General features: G+C 40.8%; 16 protein-coding genes. 6 read left to right on the top strand and 10 right to left on the bottom strand.

All coding sequences use genetic code 11. The features are described from left to right. Positions 1–307 precede the first annotated feature (307 nt). Together RS893_RS08775 and RS893_RS08770 are read left to right on the top strand one after the other, a co-directional pair. Positions 308–754: a DM13 domain-containing protein gene (locus RS893_RS08775; RefSeq protein WP_315790820.1), complete on the top strand. Its 447-nt coding sequence runs from the start codon at positions 308–310 to the stop codon at positions 752–754. A 365-nt stretch (positions 755–1,119) separates the two neighbouring features. Continuing rightward, the gene (locus tag RS893_RS08770) at positions 1,120–3,102 is read left to right on the top strand and encodes an amylo-alpha-1,6-glucosidase (protein ID WP_315791916.1); all 1,983 of its coding nucleotides are present in this window, start codon (positions 1,120–1,122) and stop codon (positions 3,100–3,102) included. A 127-nt stretch (positions 3,103–3,229) separates the two neighbouring features. Here the strand turns inward: RS893_RS08770 and RS893_RS08765 are convergent, their stop codons facing one another. The 6 genes from RS893_RS08765 to bchL form a co-directional block, all read right to left on the bottom strand. Beyond that, a complete protein-coding gene (locus tag RS893_RS08765) occupies positions 3,230–3,430 on the bottom strand; it encodes a hypothetical protein (RefSeq protein ID WP_315790819.1) in 201 nt (66 codons plus the stop codon). Between the two features lie 249 nt (positions 3,431–3,679). After that, positions 3,680–5,059, bottom strand: a complete 1,380-nt coding sequence (locus tag RS893_RS08760; protein WP_315790818.1) for an HlyD family efflux transporter periplasmic adaptor subunit — start codon at positions 5,057–5,059, stop codon at positions 3,680–3,682. A gap of 24 nt (positions 5,060–5,083) precedes the next feature. Then, positions 5,084–7,234 (bottom strand): peptidase domain-containing ABC transporter, encoded by a 2,151-nt coding sequence (locus RS893_RS08755; RefSeq protein WP_315790817.1) that lies wholly within the window; start codon positions 7,232–7,234, stop codon positions 5,084–5,086. 573 nt (positions 7,235–7,807) lie between these two features. Beyond that, positions 7,808–9,208 (bottom strand): ferredoxin:protochlorophyllide reductase (ATP-dependent) subunit N, encoded by a 1,401-nt coding sequence (locus RS893_RS08750; RefSeq protein WP_315790816.1) that lies wholly within the window; start codon positions 9,206–9,208, stop codon positions 7,808–7,810. Positions 9,209–9,326: 118 nt separating this feature from the next. Next, entirely contained in the window at positions 9,327–10,133 is an 807-nt protein-coding gene (locus RS893_RS08745) for a DUF5331 domain-containing protein (protein ID WP_315790815.1), read from the bottom strand. 25 nt (positions 10,134–10,158) lie between these two features. Further along, complete coding sequence (bchL, locus tag RS893_RS08740) at positions 10,159–11,025, bottom strand: ferredoxin:protochlorophyllide reductase (ATP-dependent) iron-sulfur ATP-binding protein (protein ID WP_016867078.1); 867 nt, start codon at positions 11,023–11,025, stop codon at positions 10,159–10,161. Positions 11,026–11,585: 560 nt separating this feature from the next. Between bchL and RS893_RS08735 the strand changes: the two genes are divergently transcribed. Both RS893_RS08735 and RS893_RS08730 read left to right on the top strand, forming a co-directional pair. Then, positions 11,586–11,726 carry a hypothetical protein gene (locus RS893_RS08735; RefSeq protein ID WP_315790814.1) on the top strand — a complete coding sequence of 47 codons (141 nt, stop codon included), beginning with the start codon at positions 11,586–11,588 and terminating at the stop codon, positions 11,724–11,726. A 134-nt stretch (positions 11,727–11,860) separates the two neighbouring features. Further along, positions 11,861–12,274, top strand: coding sequence for a hypothetical protein (locus RS893_RS08730; RefSeq protein ID WP_315790813.1), 414 nt, complete (start codon positions 11,861–11,863; stop codon positions 12,272–12,274). On the opposite strand, the gene RS893_RS08725 is transcribed toward RS893_RS08730, so the two are convergent. The 4 genes from RS893_RS08725 to RS893_RS08710 all read right to left on the bottom strand — a co-directional run bounded on the left by RS893_RS08725 (position 12,271) and on the right by RS893_RS08710 (position 16,422). Then, positions 12,271–13,044, bottom strand: a complete 774-nt coding sequence (locus tag RS893_RS08725; RefSeq protein WP_315790812.1) for a class II glutamine amidotransferase — start codon at positions 13,042–13,044, stop codon at positions 12,271–12,273. The genes RS893_RS08730 and RS893_RS08725 overlap by 4 nt on opposite strands. 283 nt (positions 13,045–13,327) lie before the next feature. Next, complete coding sequence (locus RS893_RS08720) at positions 13,328–14,734, bottom strand: NAD(P)(+) transhydrogenase (Re/Si-specific) subunit beta (protein ID WP_315790811.1); 1,407 nt, start codon at positions 14,732–14,734, stop codon at positions 13,328–13,330. A gap of 96 nt (positions 14,735–14,830) precedes the next feature. After that, positions 14,831–15,118 carry an NAD(P) transhydrogenase subunit alpha gene (locus RS893_RS08715; protein WP_315790810.1) on the bottom strand — a complete coding sequence of 96 codons (288 nt, stop codon included), beginning with the start codon at positions 15,116–15,118 and terminating at the stop codon, positions 14,831–14,833. A 140-nt stretch (positions 15,119–15,258) separates the two neighbouring features. Further along, positions 15,259–16,422, bottom strand: coding sequence for a Re/Si-specific NAD(P)(+) transhydrogenase subunit alpha (locus RS893_RS08710; RefSeq protein ID WP_315790809.1), 1,164 nt, complete (start codon positions 16,420–16,422; stop codon positions 15,259–15,261). Positions 16,423–17,186: 764 nt separating this feature from the next. On the opposite strand from RS893_RS08710, the gene RS893_RS08705 reads away from it, so the two are divergent. Together RS893_RS08705 and rpmH are read left to right on the top strand one after the other, a co-directional pair. Next, entirely contained in the window at positions 17,187–17,702 is a 516-nt protein-coding gene (locus tag RS893_RS08705) for a DUF2808 domain-containing protein (protein ID WP_315790808.1), read from the top strand. A gap of 180 nt (positions 17,703–17,882) precedes the next feature. After that, positions 17,883–18,017 carry a 50S ribosomal protein L34 gene (rpmH, locus tag RS893_RS08700; RefSeq protein WP_071588852.1) on the top strand — a complete coding sequence of 45 codons (135 nt, stop codon included), beginning with the start codon at positions 17,883–17,885 and terminating at the stop codon, positions 18,015–18,017. Positions 18,018–18,019: the final 2 nt, after the last annotated feature.

Raw genomic sequence — 18,019 nt, 5'->3', positions numbered from 1 at the left:
CGCCCTAAGTGATCTCGCTTAGGGTTAGGATGGGTGTACTCCATCTATATGTAAAGCGCTGTAATTCATCCTAGCTACTGAAATCGTGATTTACATCTTGCAAGAGTTACAACAGGTAGGAGGTTGAGCCTCTAAACCCTTGTTACTAGGTTCAACCTGGTAACAAAAATTAGAGCCTCTGGCTCTTACCCTTGAATGGTGCAATTATCAGATGAGAAATAATTAAAACTCTCAGGTGAAATGAAAGTTTTCCGTAATGTCAGGTACTTGATTGGAATTATTAATAAATTTAGGGAATACCATAACTATGAAAGTTAAAATTTTAGCAATTATAAGTATTATTACTTTATTGACTGTAGGTTGTACAACAGATGTCAACTCCAAGCAACCAGTCAATGAAGCCCAACCGATAGCTAGAACTAACATTCAACCAGGAACCTTTGTTGCTGGGGAACATGCTACTCAAGGAACTACTAAAGTTGTAACGGAGAATGGCAAGCGTTATTTAGAATTCAATGAAAATTTCAAAACTAGCAAAGGCCCTGATTTATTCGTAATTCTGTACCGCAATGATACAGTTCCTACATCTGGTATTCAAGAAAAAGATTATCTCAAAATTGCTCGTTTACAAAAGACGAGTGGGAATCAACGTTACGCTATTCCTAATAATGTAAAGCTTGTAGATTATAAATCTGTAGCAATTTGGTGTCGTCAGTTCAATACAACTTTTGGCTATGCATCTTTAGGTAAGTAAATTACTATTTCATCAAGTTTGTTTTGCAAAACAAAGGAACGAACGACAAAGGGCGCAAAGAGCGCAAAGAAAGAGAAAAACAAGAGAATTAAAAATGGGTTTGTAGTAAGCGCTTTAGCCCTAAAGCGCTAATTACGAACTTGACAGAGTACTGTCAATCACAGAAAAATCCCACAATCAAGGATGAAAATACCGGTTACCCGTTCCCTGTTCCCCATTTCCTTAATAGTATTGGCTAAATTTTCTACACAATTCATCACCTTTTTACTCTGTTTTTTCTTAGCAACTCTTAATTAGGTTCTCAGTCTGATGTAAAAATGACGACGGATAATCAAAATAGCGATTCCATACAGGTATGCGGTGATATGTGCATTGAATTTGGCAGGGAAGTATGTGGCACTCTCGATTTAGCAGAATCACGGGAGTGGTTAGTAACTAATGGTATCGGTGGATACGCATCTGGTACAGTAGCAGGTTTGCTCAACCGTCGCTACCACGGGTTACTAGTAGCAACCTTAAAGCCACCTTTGGGTCGCACCCTGATGTTGGCAAAGCTGGATGAAACTGCTGTGTATGGCGATCGCACTTATCCTTTACATACAAATCGTTGGGCTGACGAAATTGTCAGTCCTAACGGCTACCTGCATACAGAACATTTTTCTTTGGAAGGCACTATTCCTGTGTGGCATTTTGCCTGTGCTGATGCACTATTAGAAAAGCGAATTTGGATGCAGCAGGGTGCTAACACTACCTATGTCCGATATGTCTTACGCCGTGCTTCTATGCCGTTACAGCTAACGCTGAAAGCATTAGTCAACTACCGCGATTATCATGGTAGTACCCAAAGCAACGGCTGGCAAATGAGTGTTGAACCAGTTCCTCAAGGAATTTGTGTGACAGCCTTTCCCACTGCTGTACCGCTTTATTTACTGTGCGACAATGCTAGCGCTGTTCCTGCACATAATTGGTATTATGGATTTCATTTAGCAGTAGAACGCTATCGAGGATTGAGCGACAAAGAAGACCATTTACACGCTGCTACTTTCCAAATAACTCTCAATGCTGGTGAATCTCTAACCTTTGTAGCTAGCACAGACAAGCAACCAGATCTACATGGCGAAACAACTCTCAGACTCCGCCATACGCAAGAACAAAAGTTAATAGGCCTTTGGAAAACTAACCGCCCTTCCCATGCCAAAGAAACCCCAGCTTGGGTGAATCATCTAGTTTTGGCTGCTGACCAATTTATTGTGGATCGTTCCTGGTCAGATGAAATTCATGGCAAAACGATTCTCGCAGGCTATCACTGGTTTAGTGATTGGGGACGGGATACGATGATTAGCTTACCAGGACTGACTCTTGCTACTGGTCGTCCAGAAATTGCCCGTTCTATTCTCCGCACTTTTGCTAAATATGTAAATCAGGGAATGCTGCCAAATCGCTTTCCAGATGCGGGGGAAATACTAGAATACAATACCGTTGATGCTACTTTTTGGTATTTTGAAGCTTTACAGGCTTACTACAACGTTACAGAAGATGATGACCTTTTAGAAGAACTATTTCCCATCCTGGCAGATATCATCGACTGGCACTGTCGTGGTACTCGCTACAATATCCATCTAGATGCAGCAGATGGGCTGCTTTACGGTGGGGAAGTGGGAGTGCAGCTGACTTGGATGGATGCCAAAATAGGGGACTGGGTAGTCACGCCTCGGACTGGCAAATCGATTGAAGTTAATGCCCTCTGGTACAATGCCTTACGGACAATGGCTAACTTTGCTCGCCATATTGGTAAACCTCACCGAGAGTATGAGGCGATCGCTGAACGGGCTTTGGTCAGATTCTCGCGCTTCTGGAATCAAGAAACAGGTTACTGTTACGATGTCCTCGATGGGCCTGATGGTGATGACCCGTCCTTACGCCCCAACCAAATTTTTGCTGTTTCTTTACCTGAAAGTCCTCTGAACTCAAGTCAACAAAAAGGTGTAGTTGACGCTTGCGCCCAGAATTTGCTAACTTCCCACGGATTGCGATCACTTGCAAGTGATCATTCGCAATATAGAGGGCATTATGGAGGTGATCAGTTGCAACGAGATAGTGCTTATCATCAAGGGACAGTATGGGGATGGTTAATTGGCCCCTTTGTACAGGCACATCTGCGAGTTTACAAAGACCCTGCTCAAGCGCGACAATTTTTGGAGCCAATGGCCAATCACCTGTACGCTCACGGTCTTGGTAGTCTCAGCGAAATCTTTGATGGTAATCCTCCCATGACGGCACGGGGTTGTATTGCTCAGGCTTGGACAGTGGCAGAAGTGCTACGGGCTTGGTTGGCAACTGAAGTGTAAATAATCTAATAAAAAAACGCCAGTAGAAGAAACTTCTCTGGCGAAAAACCAAGCAACAATTAAATATTAGTATGCTTAAATATTCAAAACATTTAAGCATGAGTGTTTTACTTATCTAGTAAGTATTTCAGATTTTCAATGTTAGAAATTCTGCTTTAAACTCAACTTTTGCAAATTTGAAATCAGCTTTATATTCGTCAAGTGATAATTCAGTAACACCTCCACATACTTTTTCTATCTCGCTATCTGTCAATTCTTCAAAAAGCTGGATACTTTCAGTAACTTTTTGTGTTGTTTGAGTATTTAAATTTTGCTTTACTTCTTGCATTTTTACCTCAAAGTAAAATTGTTTTCTAAATCAATAATTCTATAAAATTATTTTTTTGTAAATTTAAATGCTACTTTCATGCAATAACAAACTATAAAATTAGCAATATAATAACAATAATATAAATTAATGAAAAAATCGATATTAACAGTAATACCAATTTGAAAAATAATCCAACACATGAATAATTATGAAACCCCTCCCTAACCCAAGCTACGTATGTGTCCTCAGCTTTATGGTGAAAAATACTTATAAATCAGTAACTAACCTGGCTGTTCTCAACATAAATTGCAGGATAGTCTCTTCTCTAGAAATAATGTCAGCTTTCGCCTGCATCCCTGATTGAATATGACATCGGCGTTCACTATTTCCAAATTTCAGGCTTTGGGGGTGAATCGTCACTTCAAAATAGCTAGCAGAATTGTTGTTTGTAGGTGTAATTACGTCTGGAGAAACAGCGACAACAACACCTTTGAGAGTCCCATAATCAGGATAAGGACAAGCATCAATTCGTAATTGTACTTTTTGACCAACGGCGACATTTTTGATCTCTTGAGTGGGAATGGTTGCTTTAATGACAACAGGAGCATTATTCGGAGCGATTTCAGCGATCGCCTCGCTAGCTTGCAGCACTTGACCAGGGTTTCGCAAATTGAGCTTGAAGATAATACCATCACTAGTTGCACGCACTGTAGTATCTTGCAGTTGATTGGCAACTTGCTGGAGTTCTTGTTGAGATTGTGCGAGTTGTTTTTGGATTGCAATTCGACGCTGAATTAAGGCTTGTTTTTCTTTTTCTAAAGCAGCGATAGTTGCTTTACCTCTAGCAGTTTCTTGGATAATGCGCGCTTGAGCGATCGCTACTGTAGCAGTGGTAGGATTAACAGCAGCTTTAGCTGATTGCACTTGTGCTTGGGCGATCTCAACAGCTTTTTTTTCAGCTTCAAGCATGGCTTTAGTTTGCTTCACAACTAGCTTTTTCTGTTCAAATTCCCGGTTTCCAGTTGCACCAATTTCTGCTAATTGCTGATAGCGATCACGATCCATCTCTGCAAAAATTAAATCAGCTTGAGACTTTTGCAAGTCTGCTTTAGCTTTTTGTAAACTTGCTTGAGCTGCAAGCAATTCGCTGTTGGTGGTAATTTGCCGATGTTGATATTCCCATTGATTACGCTCCAAATCAGCTTTAGCAGAAGCTACTGTCTCCTGTGCAACTCTTGCTTCAGCAAGCATCTGTTCATCTAAAGCTTTAATCTGAGCATTAATTTGCATGATTTGTAACTTATCCTGTTGGATATTACTTTGCAGCTGGCTATTTTTGATTTGCAATTGTTGATTTTCCAGATTAGCGATCGCCTCTCCCTGTTTGACAAATTGATTTTCTTTAACCAAAATACTTTTAACAGTCCCTTCAATTTTCGATTGTACTAGCCTATTTTCTCCTGTAGGACGCACAAAGGCATTAGCTTTTACCGTTACATTGTATTTAATCCATGAACAGAGACTAATACTAGCGACAATACTCCCGATCAAAAAAATTCCTACTAAGGATGTCCAGCGACTAACAGGGGGAAGAAAATCTTCACTTTGAATTGATGGCAGAAGTTTTTGATTGTGGGTGTAGAGCATAATTCCCTGAATAAGTGTGAATAATTAAGGAATTAAAAATTTCAAATGCTCCCCAGATTGACAACGCAATTGTACTAGAGAACCTTGAGTTTTTAACTTGCCTTGATCTAGCAATACAATCCAGTCAGCACGATTAATTACCTGGGGACGGTGGCTAATCAAAATCGTGGTTTTACCATGACGATGCTTCAGTAACCGATCTAAAACTTGCGCTTCACTCACTGGATCGAGTCCACTAGTAGATTCATCTAAAATTAACACTGGTGGATCTGTAACAATGGCTCTTGCTATTGCTAAGCGTTGGCGTTGTCCACCAGAAATATTTGCTCCAAACTCACCTAAAATAGTTTGATACTTGTTAGGAAGTTTGCTAATAAACTCATCTGCTTCTGTAATTTGACAAGCTTTCACAATCTGCTCAAATGTAAGGTAAGGCATTCCTAAATGAAAATTTTCAATAATAGAGCGACTCCACAATTGAGCATCTTGGGGAACTAAAATTATCTGTTGACGAAGACAATCCAAACAGAGGTCTTCTAGATTATAAATTCCTAGGCGGATATTGCCAGATTGAATTGGATATAGACCCGCAATTATTTTAGCTAGGGTGCTTTTACCACAACCAGATTTACCAATAATAGCGATAACTTTTCCACCAGGAATTGTTAAGGAAAAATCTTCTAGCAGTTCCACCTGACCTGCGTAGTAAAAGCTGATATTACTACAAGTAATGTCAGCTTCTCCAGAAATTGTAGCGAACTGCTTTTTCCCGTCTTCTTGATTTTCTGGAGTAGTATCTATCACTTCTGCAAGGCGCTGTGTGGCGGTTTTTGCTCTAGTAAATTCATCTACGAAAGTGATTAAAGTAGCAATTAAACTGAGGAAATTACCATTCATCGAGTAAAATGCAAGTAGTTGCCCAATACTAAAATTTTCATCTGGATTAATCACTAAATTTCCACCAAACCAAAGCAGAACAACGCTACCAACTCCAGAAACTAAATTAGAGAATATATTATTATTAATACCAATTTGCAATGTGCTTAATTTTAGGGTAGCAATTCGCCTAAATCGATTTTGTAATTCATCCAAAAGTTGCGGTAATGCTGTAGTAGTTTTAAGAGTAATAGCACCTTTAAATGTTTCTACTAAAATACCTTGGGCTTCAGCTTCTGTAACTAAAAATTCACGAGTTTTTTGCTGCAAAGTGGGCTGAAATATCACTGTAGATATGACCATTAATATGGAAACAAAGAGAGCTAAAATCGTCAGTTTGTGGCTATAAAAAGCCATAAATTCCAAAGAAATTATGGCAACAAAAAACTTATTAGGTAGAATAACAACAATTTGAGATACTAACTGATTAATTTGGTGAATATCTTGTAGGCGACTGACGATTTCTCCACTTCGATGAGTTTCATAGTAAGAGAGTGGTAATTGCAAAATTTGACGCCCAAATTCTAGAACTAGCCCCAATTGCAGGCGTTGGGCAAAGTGAGCAATTAAGTTAGACTGTACCCAAGATAAACTACTAGAAATAACATTCATGACTACTACAGCGATCGCCATAGTAGTGAGGAGTTTTGTATCGCCCCTAACTAGCACATCATCAGTAAGAATTTGTAACAGAAAAGGAGAAGCTAAAGATAGCAATCCCAACAGAAAATTAAGAGGTAATGCTTGAGCTAGAATCGCCCGAAAATTCCAGATGCGCTTAAAGAAACCCCAAAAACTACCGATGCGATCATTCTCTTGGGCATAAAACCTGATTGGATCTGGCTCTAGCAACAGCATTAACCAATCTGCCCAACCCTCTGCTAAATCTTGTAGAGATAGATATCGCAGCCCTACAGCAGGATCGGCAACTACACATTTTTTACCTTTCTTACCATATAAAACTACCCAGTGATGACCTTTCCAATGAATGATTGCTGGTAGGGGTGCTTCATTAATTCGGTATAAAATTTCTGGTGAAGTTTTAACAGGACGGGCATTAAAACCAAGTCTTTCAGCACCTCGCTTTAGTCCTAATAAAGTTGTTCCAAATTGTCCAGTACCTACGACTTCACGAATGTGATTGAGAGTAAAGTTACGTCCATAATATTTTGTAATTGAAGCAAGACAAGCTGCGCCACAATCTTCTTTGCTATGTTGTAAGACGTGAGCATATTTCATAAATTTAAAATGCTCTTTAAATTTACTTTAAAAATAATACAAATTAATCATTACATACCGATTACTAACAAGTGGTTATTAGTTGAATTATGTAAAAATCAAAATTTTAATATACTAAATATAGTTTGTTATTCTTAAATATTTATATATCAAAACTTATGAATTGAGTTAGCTCCTACCTAATATTCGATTGGTTCTGTTTTGATTTTTCAATATATTGTTTACATCTACAAAATATCTGGAATCTATTATTTGTCAAGCCTACATGCAACCAGAGTACAGAGTAGCAATAATAGACCTCTTGCAAATGAATCCTGGTTTTACCCCACCCTAACCCTAAGCGCACGCGGTGAGAGAACTGAATCTCTTGTTTTCCCCCAATCTTCCGGGGAGATTAAGGGGGGTAAATCCAACTTATTGTTAATAGTTCCCTGGTTCCTGCGTTTTTCAGATTTACAGCACCATAAAAAGCGATCGCTTAATTGCGATCGCTCCATTTGCCTTCTACTTTATCTATCAGTGCAAAGAGTTATCAAGTTTTGAAATTGATAACCGATAACTGCTTCATCACTGTTAAACTTTGGCTTCTTCCTTCACCAATTTGTCCCAACCTAAATCTTTGAGGCTGTTATTACGACGGAGGGGACGAGTTACCAACTCAAGGATGTCACGGGCGTTGGTAAAACCGTGAATTTGAGCAAATGTAAACTCTACAGACCATTTGGTGTTAATCCCACGTGCTTCTAGGGGGTTAGCGTGAGCCATACCAGTAATTACCAACTCAGGCTGCAACTCGTAAATTCGTTGGACTTGATTGTAGTTGTCTGGTTTCTCAACAATCTTAGGCATAGGTACGCCCATTTCCTTACAAGTCTTCTCCAGCAAGGCTAATTCAGCAGCTTGGTAGCGCTTGTCCATGTAAGGAATGCCTATTTCATGCACCGTCATCCCGCAGCGTACTAAGAAGCGGGCAAGGGAGACTTCCAATAAATTGTCACCCATAAAGAATACAGACTTACCACGAATTATTTTGACGTATTCTTCTAAACCTTCCCAAATTTGGGCTTCTCGTTCGTCTAAACCTTGGGGGGTAATACCAAAAACCGAGCAAATTTTCTCAATCCAAGCACGAGTTCCATCTGGACCGATGGGGAAGGGTGCGCCGATGAGTTTGCATTTGCGCCGCCGCATGAGAGTTGTAGCGGTGCGGCTGAGGAAGGGGTTGACACCAGCAACATAATACCCTTCTTCTATTACAGGTAGTTCTGTAAAACGCTTGGCAGGTAGCCAGCCAGAAACTTTAATACCTTGCTTTTTCAGTTCTAGAGTCAGCTGAGTAACTACAGGATCGGGGAGTGAACCAAATAGTACTAGTGGTGGGTGATTTACGTACTCAGACTCTTCTTGGGCAACTTCTTCTTTCTTCTTACCAAAGGTGAGGAGTTTTTGAATAGCGTTGCGCTCGTTTTTCTCTGCTTCTACTACAGGGGCTTTATCTGGGCAACGTATAGCCATTGCAGCTAGGACTGTGTCTTCTCCTTGGGTGAAAGCGTAGTCTAAACCATTAGCACGGGCAACAACAATGGGGATACCGATTTCAGCTTCCAGCTTGGGAGCCAAACCTTCTAAATCCATTTTGATGATTTCGGTAGTGCAAGTGCCAATCCAGACAATCACGCTGGGGTTGCGATCGCGTTTTATCTGCAAGCACAAGCGCTTTAATTCGTCATAATCATTCAGTTGTGCGGAAATATCGCCTTCTTCTAACTCTGCCATTGCGTAACGGGGTTCTGCAAAAATCATTACCCCCATCGCATTTTGCAGGAAGTAGCCACAAGTTTTTGTACCAATTACCAAAAAGAAGCTATCTTCAATTTTTTGGTACAACCAAGCTACACAGCTAATAGGGCAAAAGGTATGGTAATTTCCAGTTTCACACTCGAAATTTAAAGCTTCTGGTTGAGCAAGAGTCATTTTGATGTATTCTCCCCTTAAATTTTTAAGTTAAGAGTTAAGGGTCATTTGTCATATGTCATTCGTGAATACAAATGACAAAGGACAATTGACAAATGACAAACTCCTAACTGTGTATTTACGTGTTGGGGAAGAGACGGGCAATTTCCGAGTCATCAAAACCGTTATTTGATAGTTCTTCCCCAAAAAAATCTGTATTTGATTCACTCTTGAGAGAACTTGTCTCAGTACTCCAAACATCCGACAACACATCAGCAAACTTGTTTTCTTCAGGCGCAGCTGTGGCGGAGATTGTGCTGTCTGCTTCCTTCATGGCATCAAAGGAAATATCGCCAAATTCATCTGCTGCATCTGATTGAGATGATTGCTGCGACTCGTTGTGAAAGTTGTGACCTTGGGATGATAAATTCTCATTGGAGCTATTGAGATGTTCCGTTGACATAGCTCTGAGTTCATCCCGCACCATGCTATCGGGAACCATGAGTGTTTCTTCATGGTCGTAACCCATTTCCACATCATGGGCGATCGCATTGTTCTCCAGATCATTTGTCTGTTGACTTGTCAAGGTTTGATCATGGGATATTTCTTCCATGACAATCGCTGATTCGTCTTCTTGTGGCGATTCCTCTGGTTTGGGAATAACACGGTTTCCAAGAGCAATATCAGGATCAAAATTTAAATCCAGCACCTCAACCAAGGTATCTGCATCAGGATTCAATTTAGAAAAAGGTAGCATCAACTGTGCTAGCTTCGGTTCGAGGGCGTTAGCCACTCCCAGGATGAGGTAAGATGGTGGTCGCTTGCCGCCATCAGGCGTATAGACTGATTCTACCTCCATGTGCAACTTAATCCAGTCGCGATTGACTTGAAAAAATTGCAACCATTTTTGCTTCAGTGAATCTGTAAAACTATAAAAGAAGGCCATATTCCTATCCTGAGATCTAAATGATTTATACAATCATCAAGTCTAATTCTTCTTCCGGATTAGGAACCTGTGGTTTATTCGGATTTAAGTAAAAATCGGATAATAAAGAGAATAATTCCCTATCTTGGGCATCTTTGGGAACAACACCTTCTGGTAGTGCCAAAAGTTGGTCAGCGATGTTTAAGTAATAATCGCAAACGTAGTTCAAAGAAGGGTCTACATCTGCCATTTCAAACAAAGTCTTGCCCTTGACACGGGAAACACGGATATCTTCAATCAAAGGCAGAACTTCTAAAACTGGCATCGGTACAGCTTCTACGTATTTATCGATCAAGTCACGTTTAGATGTGCGATTGCCAATCAACCCAGCTAGACGCAGTGGATGAGTACGAGCTTTTTCTCGTACGGAAGCAGCAATGCGGTTAGCAGCAAATAAGGCATCAAAGCCGTTATCGGTAACAATTATGCAATAGTCTGCGTAATTCAGAGGTGCGGCAAAACCTCCACAAACAACGTCACCGAGAACGTCAAATAAAATCACATCGTACTCATCAAAAGCGTTGAGTTCTTTCAGTAATTTTACTGTCTCACCAACTACGTAACCGCCACATCCAGCACCTGCGGGCGGACCACCTGCTTCCACGCAATCTACCCCACCATAGCCTTTGTAGATCACATCTTCCGGCCAAATATCTTCGTAGTGGTAATCCTTTTCTTGCAAAGTATCAATAATCGTCGGAATCAAAAAGCCGGTAAGGGTGAAGGTACTGTCGTGTTTGGGGTCGCAGCCAATTTGCAAAACTTTCTTGCCGCGTTTGGCCAAAGCGACGGAAATATTACAGCTAGTTGTAGATTTACCGATACCGCCTTTTCCGTAAACTGCTAATTTCACTGTTTTTGCCTCTAATGGTTTTTTTATAAAAATTTTGGCTCAAACACTTGCAGCACCGCGTGCAAAAGCGATGTGTGAAGTCTTCGAGTGTCATTATTGTCTAAAAAAAACTGAAAATAAAGGGGATAAAAAAATGATTTATGCCGCTAGTAAAAGAATTAAGCTTTATTTGAGTTTATTTTTCTTATTTTATCCATATATCTTTAAAATACTTGAATAAATATAAAATTTTTGTTTTTATGTTATTTTTTAATTAAAATAGTTACAATATACAAAAACATTTTTTCCTAATCTATATGGTTTTCATCAAAAAGAACTTGTGGTAGAAGAGTATTAATACTCTTTTATGCTTGAGAAATACTTAAGTAAATAAAATGGAAAATTTTATCCTTTTGTGAGAAGGCACAAGGAAAGGAAAAGGTATTTTCATGCGTGCTGGTGTACGCAGTTCATGGGGGCTATTGTGAAAATTTTAGTGAAGCTTATCTGTTCCCTTTGCTGATATAGAAATTTAATTCTCACAACATCATTGCTGATTTTGGTAGCCAAAAAATAGGTAGTTGCAAATTCACCAGCAAACTCAGCGATCGCTAATTTTGAGGCATGACTCAGAAAATATAAAAAATTATTACATTTCCATCTGGCTGTCTGTGGCGATCACTTTTGATTTTGTTGATTTACCTAATTTTGAGCGAACTTAACGATACAGTATATACATAATAGACTAAGTAAAAACACTATATATGAGGTATTTTCTTTTTGCGATTACTCTTTATCTACTCGCTTTTAGATTTACTTTAATAATAAATAGCCTCTTATTGTTTTAATTGTGTTTATGAAAACTGTGATCTGGGTACACGGAGACTGCCTGAGTCCACATAACCCCGCATTGCAAGAATATCCAGATGCACCTGCTATCTGGGTTTGGGATGATGCATTAATAGAGGAATGGCAACTTAGCCTCAAACGCATCGCTTTTATTTACGAATGCTTGCTAGAGTTACCTGTAATCATCAGGCGTGGCGATGTAGCACAAGAAATTTTAGCTTTTGCCAAAGAAAATAATGCCACCAAAGTAGCGACAGCAGAAAGTCCTAGTCCCCGCTTTGAAAATATTTGTGATCAAATAGAACCTTCTGTAGATTTGGAAGTTTTTGAGGTAGAACCATTTTTTGATTATGACGGTTATATAGACCTGAAGCGCTTTTCTCGTTACTGGAAAGTGGCAGAAAAATATGTGTTTGATTAAGCTAACTGCAAAGGCAATCCATCTTGAAATGCTAGTAATTCACCTGGTTTGATGATTGTCCAGACTTCGTTGTCTGTAAGGGGTGTAGTGGCAATAACGGCGACGCGATCGCTTGGTTTAGTTAACTCGCTAAAATCTACTGTCAAGTCTTGATCTATCAAGTGGGCAGCAGCAAAGGGTGCTTGTCTGATTATGTAGCAAAGTTTGGTGGAACAGTGACTAAAAAAGTATTCTCCATCTGACAACAAGTAATTAAAAATACCTATTTCCGAAATTTTATAAGTAATTTTTCTCAGGACAGGATATAATTTTTCCAGAGAAGGTCTTCCTTGAGGAAAAGTTTCACGTATTGTTTCTAAAATCAAACAAAAAGCTTTTTCACTGTCAGTATTTCCTACAGGCTGATAATATTGCATGCCCGTAGGATGAAATTCTGGTAGATCACCATTGTGGGCAAATACCCAATACCGCCCCCACAATTCCCGACGAAAGGGATGGCAGTTTTCTAGGGCAATTTCACCTTGTGTAGCTTTGCGGATATGGGCTATCACATGGGTAGAATGAATTGGATAGCATCGCACCAACTCTGCAATGGGAGAACTAATTGAGGGTTTAGCATCGATAAACATTCGACATCCTTTACCCTCAAAAAAAGCAATACCCCAACCATCACGGTGATCATCAGTTTTTCCCCCCCGTGCCGCAAAGCCTTCAAAAGAAAAGCAAATATCTGTGGGAGTATTGCAATTCATTCCTAGCAGTTGACACATGGCGTATTTCTGGACTAGAGGCTAATAGTTGTGGGTTTCACCTTGTTTATAGCATTGAGTGTCTGCCCAGAGAGTACTCAAAATTGCGATCGCAATAAAGTTATTAGTTGTTAGACCTCTTGCATGAATCCTCAAAACCCCGCCCCAATCGTCCCCTTACTAAGGGGCTACCGTGTACACACAAGTTGGATCTACCCCCCTTAATCCCCCCGAAGTTCTGCGGGAAACAACAAATCCAGTCGCCTCCCCTGATCAAAGCAAGGGTTAGGGGTGGGGTTAAACCTTACAGTTGCTTCACCTCAGAAACCAACTTCGCCACCATGTCTTTGGCACTACCAAAAAGCATCGTGGTTTTATCTTTGTAGAACAACTCATTATCTACGCCAGCAAAACCTGCACTCATCCCACGCTTAATTACAATCGTGTGCTTCGCCCGATCTACTTCCAAAATTGGCATTCCGTAAATTGGGCTGTTGCTGTCACTGCGTGCAGCTGGATTTACCACATCATTTGCCCCAATTACCAGTGCTACATCTGTTTGTTCAAACTGGGGATTGATATCATCCATATCATGTAGTTGTTCATAGGGAACGTTCGCTTCTGCTAGCAATACGTTCATGTGTCCTGGCATTCTGCCAGCTACGGGGTGAATGGCATACTTAACATCAACACCCATGCGTTCTAGTTGATCTGCCAATTCACGCACACTATGCTGTGCTTGGGCTACCGCCATTCCGTAACCGGGAACAATCACTACAGAACGAGCATAACCCAGCATCATTGCGCCTTCTTCTGGATCAATGCTGCGGACAGTTTGATCGGTTGTACCACCACTAGCTGCACCTGCACTTGTACCACCACTGCTGCCAAAAGCATCAAACAGTACGCTGATCAAAGAACGATTCATCGCTTTACACATAATTTCGGTGAGGATGATACCAGATGCTCCCACCAATGCACCAGCAATGATTAGCATGTTGTTCATCACCACAAAACCAGCCGCCGCCGCAGCTAAACCAGAAAATGAGTTCAATAGCGAAATGACTACTGGCATATCGCCACCGCCAATGGGGATGACAAACATCACGCCCAAGACTAAAGAAACTGCGACAATTCCCAAAAATACGGGTAGGTTATGTGGTTCCATAATTAAAAAACCACTGCCTACGACATAAGAACCCAATAACAAGGCGTTAAATGGTTGCTGCAAGGGAAATGTAATTGGGGAACCGCTAATAATTCCTTGTAATTTGGCAAATGCCAGCATACTACCTGTAAAGGTGACGCCACCAATTAACACATCCAACAACATGGAAATATTGGCATCTAAGGGTACTGTTTCAGCGTGTTGCAACAACCGCCAAAACTCAGCAACGGCAACCAAAGCAGAAGCAGCGCCACCCAAACCGTTGAGTAAACCTACCATTTGGGGCATTTCCGTCATCTGGACTTTATAGGCTGCGATCGCACCTAGTACCGATCCAATTGCCAATCCCAACAAAATCATCTCGTAGTTCAACACATGCTGATCTAGCAGCGTTGCGACAATTGCCAACAGCATTCCCACAGCCGCAATCACATTACCTTGTCGTGCTGTGGCGGGTGAACCCAGTTTTTTCAATCCCAGAATAAATAAAGATGCAGCGACTAAATACGCTAGCTGAATGCCAGTTGGAAGAAAATCAGTCATAGGATAAGCACGGTAATTGTGAATAGTTAGTAGTTAGCAGTTAGTAGTTAGCAGTTAGTAGTTGGTTGTTAACTATTAACCACTATCTACTAACCACTAACTTGCCTTCTTTTTAAACATCTGCAACATTCGATCTGTGACTAGGAAACCACCCACTACGTTGATGGTTGCTAGTACCACAGCAAGCAAACCGAGAATAACTGAGATATTCCACTCTCTAGCACCGGAAGCTACAATTGCCCCTAATACGGCAATACCAGAAATCGCGTTTGAGCCTGACATCAAGGGCGTATGCAAAGTAGGCGGTACTTTGTTGATCACTTCAAATCCGGTAAACGATGCCAAAACGAATACGAACAAAGCTGCAATTAATGCTTCTGTCATGTTGAAAAAATCCTTAGGTATTGGGGATCGGGGACTGAGGATTGGGGGATGATGGGAAGAGGTGGGGGAGTGTGTAGATGCGCAAGCGGTGAGACAGCGACTATTACGCAGGGGGTTCCTCCCCCAATCCCCGATCCCTTCTAACTCACTGCTGAAGTTATGGTTTGCAACGCCTCTTTAATTCGTGTGGAGCGAATTTCACCAGCGTGGGTAATGCAAGCTGCGTCTATAATGTCATCGGTAAAGTTAACTTCTACAGCTTTATCTTTAATCAGCAGTTGCATTAAAGATGTTAAGTTCTTGGCATACAACTGGCTAGCATGGACTGGGAGCGATGATGGTAGATTAATCGGGCCGATAATAGTAACGCCGTGGGCAACAATGTCTCTACCGGGATCAGTACAGGCGCAGTTCCCACCTTGTTCGGCGGCGATGTCTACAATTACTGAACCTGGTTTCATTTGCTTTACCATATCTTCTGTGACAAGAAGAGGTGCTTTTTTACCAGGAACTTGAGCTGTAGTAATAACGACATCGGCATTTTTGATGTGTTCTGTGACTACTTCTTGAGTGCGCTTTTTGCTGGCTTCAGAAATTTCTTTGGCGTAACCACCGACGGCGGTTGTTTCTTCATCCAATTTGATTTCTACAAATTTTGCTCCCAGGCTTTGCACTTCTTCTTTAACTGCGGGGCGAATATCAAAAGCTTCTACCACTGCTCCCAGGCGTCTAGCGGTGGCGATCGCTTGTAAACCTGCAACGCCAGCACCCATAACAAATATTTTGGCGGGGGCGATCGTACCAGCAGCAGTTGTCAGCATGGGGAAGTATTTTGGCAGTGCGGCAGCGGCGATAAGGACGGCTTTGTAACCTGCGATTGATGCTTGTGATGATAAAGCATCCATACTTTGCGCTCTTGTGGTACGGGGAATCATCTCTATACTCAGGGCTGTAACTTTGCGTGCTGCTAGTTTTTGGGCTATGACTGGATTCCCTAAAGGATTGAGGAAGCTAATCAATACAGATCCTTCTTTGAGTAAATCTACTTCAGAACGCCCGTCTTCTCGCTCTTGTGGTGGGCTGACTTTGAGGAGAATGTCTGCTTCTGACCATAATCTATTACTATCGGCAATTATTGTTGCTCCGGCGGCTTCGTAGGCAGCATCATTAAAGAACGCTCGTTCACCCGCACCAGCTTCTACCCAAATCTCTAAACCTTGTTTAACTAACCGCGCTACGATGTCGGGAACTAATGCCACACGACGTTCACACACTTCGATTTCTTTAGCAACTGCTATTCTCATGTAATCTCCTTGAGATTAAATACTTATTTCTGGTGCAAGCTGTGAAATTTTTCCAATGAGTATTTCGACGCACTCCTGGTCTACAGGTGGGGCTATCAGCTATTGGCTTTTCCTGTTATTGATTCCTACGCTTTCCCACTCTACCTACTTAGACAAAGCCTAACTGTGCCGCTCATGGATGTTGCAATACATATACTTGCATTTATAGGTTATTTATTGCACATCCTATGCTGATCCCCAGAATTTACATCTATGTCTTCAAATTCTTTTAGGGTTTGCAAAATTTTGTTGTGTCTTGTTTACATAGTGCAATATCGATTAATTTCTCACCAACTAATTCCCCTAGTTTTTAGAATTTTTGCTGCTGTGAGTAATGCTTACTGCCACCAATCTAGCTTAAGTTTGCTCGCGATCGCCTGTTCAAGTCGCTTAATTTTTATAACAAAAATCTTAATTTTAGATAAACTTGTACATATTTAGAAATACAACTCAATTTTCAGGGTGTTTTATCTCCAGTAAAACTATCAAAAAGTTAGTAATTATGAGAACTTTCTACCCCTACACTGTTCACTAACTCATAAGTGGACTTTATGTCAAAGAAAATACCAAGTTTTTCGTCAAAATTTACATAGTGGTAGACAGGATGGCACTTTTGTTGAGTTTTTGACGTCTAACATTAATAAAGTCAGTAGTAAAGTTTAGTTACGAACCTTTACTTCCAGTTACTGAAACAACACATTTATTTCTGCCACAGGAGCTTGACTATGCGACGTTTATTTTCTGCCTTAGCGCTGACTGGCTTTTTACTGACAAGCCTCCCAGCCGTAAGCTGGGCGCAGAGTTTGCCAGGGTTTACGCTGTTCAGTGGCGTTAAAAGTGAAAATCAACTGCCTTTCCGATTGGATTTTGGTGGACAAACTAATGCTTGGGATAGGTATCGTTTAAGAATCCCTGCCAAAAAAATGAAAGTCGCTGCTTCGGAATTTGTTGTCAGCTATCCCAACTATTACAAGGGAAAATTTGATCCTAACAAGATCGAGGTACGGGTAAAAGACAAAAAAGTACCACTGACAGAAGCAAAATGGGATAGAGAAAATGGTGTGATTATGATTTATCCCCAAGAACCTGTGCCAGCAGGTACCGGTGTAGAAATAGTGCTTTCTAATGTCAGGAATCCAGCTTTCGGAGGCATTTATTATTTCAACTGCTATACTGTTAGCCCTGGTGATGCAGCTGCGTTGCGTAGTTACATGGGAACTTGGATTCTTAGTGTTAGTTAGTCAGTGGTCATTGGTCATTGGTTACTGGTTACTGGTTAGTAGTTGGTAGAATTGCACAAAAGTGCATCTGTACATTAGTTAACGACAAATGACTAATGACTAATAACTTTTTTTGGCTAAAAAGTGATAAAATTATAGATTGTGGCTTTTTATAAAAAATTGCTGAAGAGGATATAAAGTATGCGGAGAACTTTAGAGGGAACAAACCGGAAGAGGAAGAGAACATCTGGTTTTCGTGCCAGGATGCAAACACCAGATGGTAGGAATGTAATTCGAGCCAGAAGAAAAAAAGGACGTTATCGCCTAAGCGTATAGGG

Source organism: Fischerella sp. JS2, from assembly GCF_032393985.1.
Lineage (GTDB): Bacteria > Cyanobacteriota > Cyanobacteriia > Cyanobacteriales > Nostocaceae > Fischerella.
Note: the sequence above shows the minus strand (reverse complement) of the source record. Positions and strands in the feature narration are given on the sequence as shown.

Excerpts from the sequence above, each read along its gene's own strand:
- RS893_RS08730 (WP_315790813.1), top strand. The coding sequence starts at position 11,861 with ATGAAAACTGTGATCTGGGTACACGGAGACTGCCTGAGTCCACATAAC.
- RS893_RS08705 (WP_315790808.1), top strand. The coding sequence starts at position 17,187 with ATGCGACGTTTATTTTCTGCCTTAGCGCTGACTGGCTTTTTACTGACA.
- RS893_RS08715 (WP_315790810.1), bottom strand. The coding sequence starts at position 15,118 with ATGACAGAAGCATTAATTGCAGCTTTGTTCGTATTCGTTTTGGCATCG.
- RS893_RS08720 (WP_315790811.1), bottom strand. The coding sequence starts at position 14,734 with ATGACTGATTTTCTTCCAACTGGCATTCAGCTAGCGTATTTAGTCGCT.
- RS893_RS08770 (WP_315791916.1), top strand. The coding sequence starts at position 1,120 with ATGTGCATTGAATTTGGCAGGGAAGTATGTGGCACTCTCGATTTAGCA.
- rpmH (WP_071588852.1), top strand. The coding sequence starts at position 17,883 with ATGCGGAGAACTTTAGAGGGAACAAACCGGAAGAGGAAGAGAACATCT.
- RS893_RS08775 (WP_315790820.1), top strand. The coding sequence starts at position 308 with ATGAAAGTTAAAATTTTAGCAATTATAAGTATTATTACTTTATTGACT.
- RS893_RS08760 (WP_315790818.1), bottom strand. The coding sequence starts at position 5,059 with ATGCTCTACACCCACAATCAAAAACTTCTGCCATCAATTCAAAGTGAA.
- RS893_RS08755 (WP_315790817.1), bottom strand. The coding sequence starts at position 7,234 with ATGAAATATGCTCACGTCTTACAACATAGCAAAGAAGATTGTGGCGCA.
- RS893_RS08750 (WP_315790816.1), bottom strand. The coding sequence starts at position 9,208 with ATGACTCTTGCTCAACCAGAAGCTTTAAATTTCGAGTGTGAAACTGGA.
- RS893_RS08725 (WP_315790812.1), bottom strand. The coding sequence starts at position 13,044 with ATGTGTCAACTGCTAGGAATGAATTGCAATACTCCCACAGATATTTGC.
- RS893_RS08745 (WP_315790815.1), bottom strand. The coding sequence starts at position 10,133 with ATGGCCTTCTTTTATAGTTTTACAGATTCACTGAAGCAAAAATGGTTG.
- RS893_RS08710 (WP_315790809.1), bottom strand. The coding sequence starts at position 16,422 with ATGAGAATAGCAGTTGCTAAAGAAATCGAAGTGTGTGAACGTCGTGTG.
- RS893_RS08765 (WP_315790819.1), bottom strand. The coding sequence starts at position 3,430 with ATGCAAGAAGTAAAGCAAAATTTAAATACTCAAACAACACAAAAAGTT.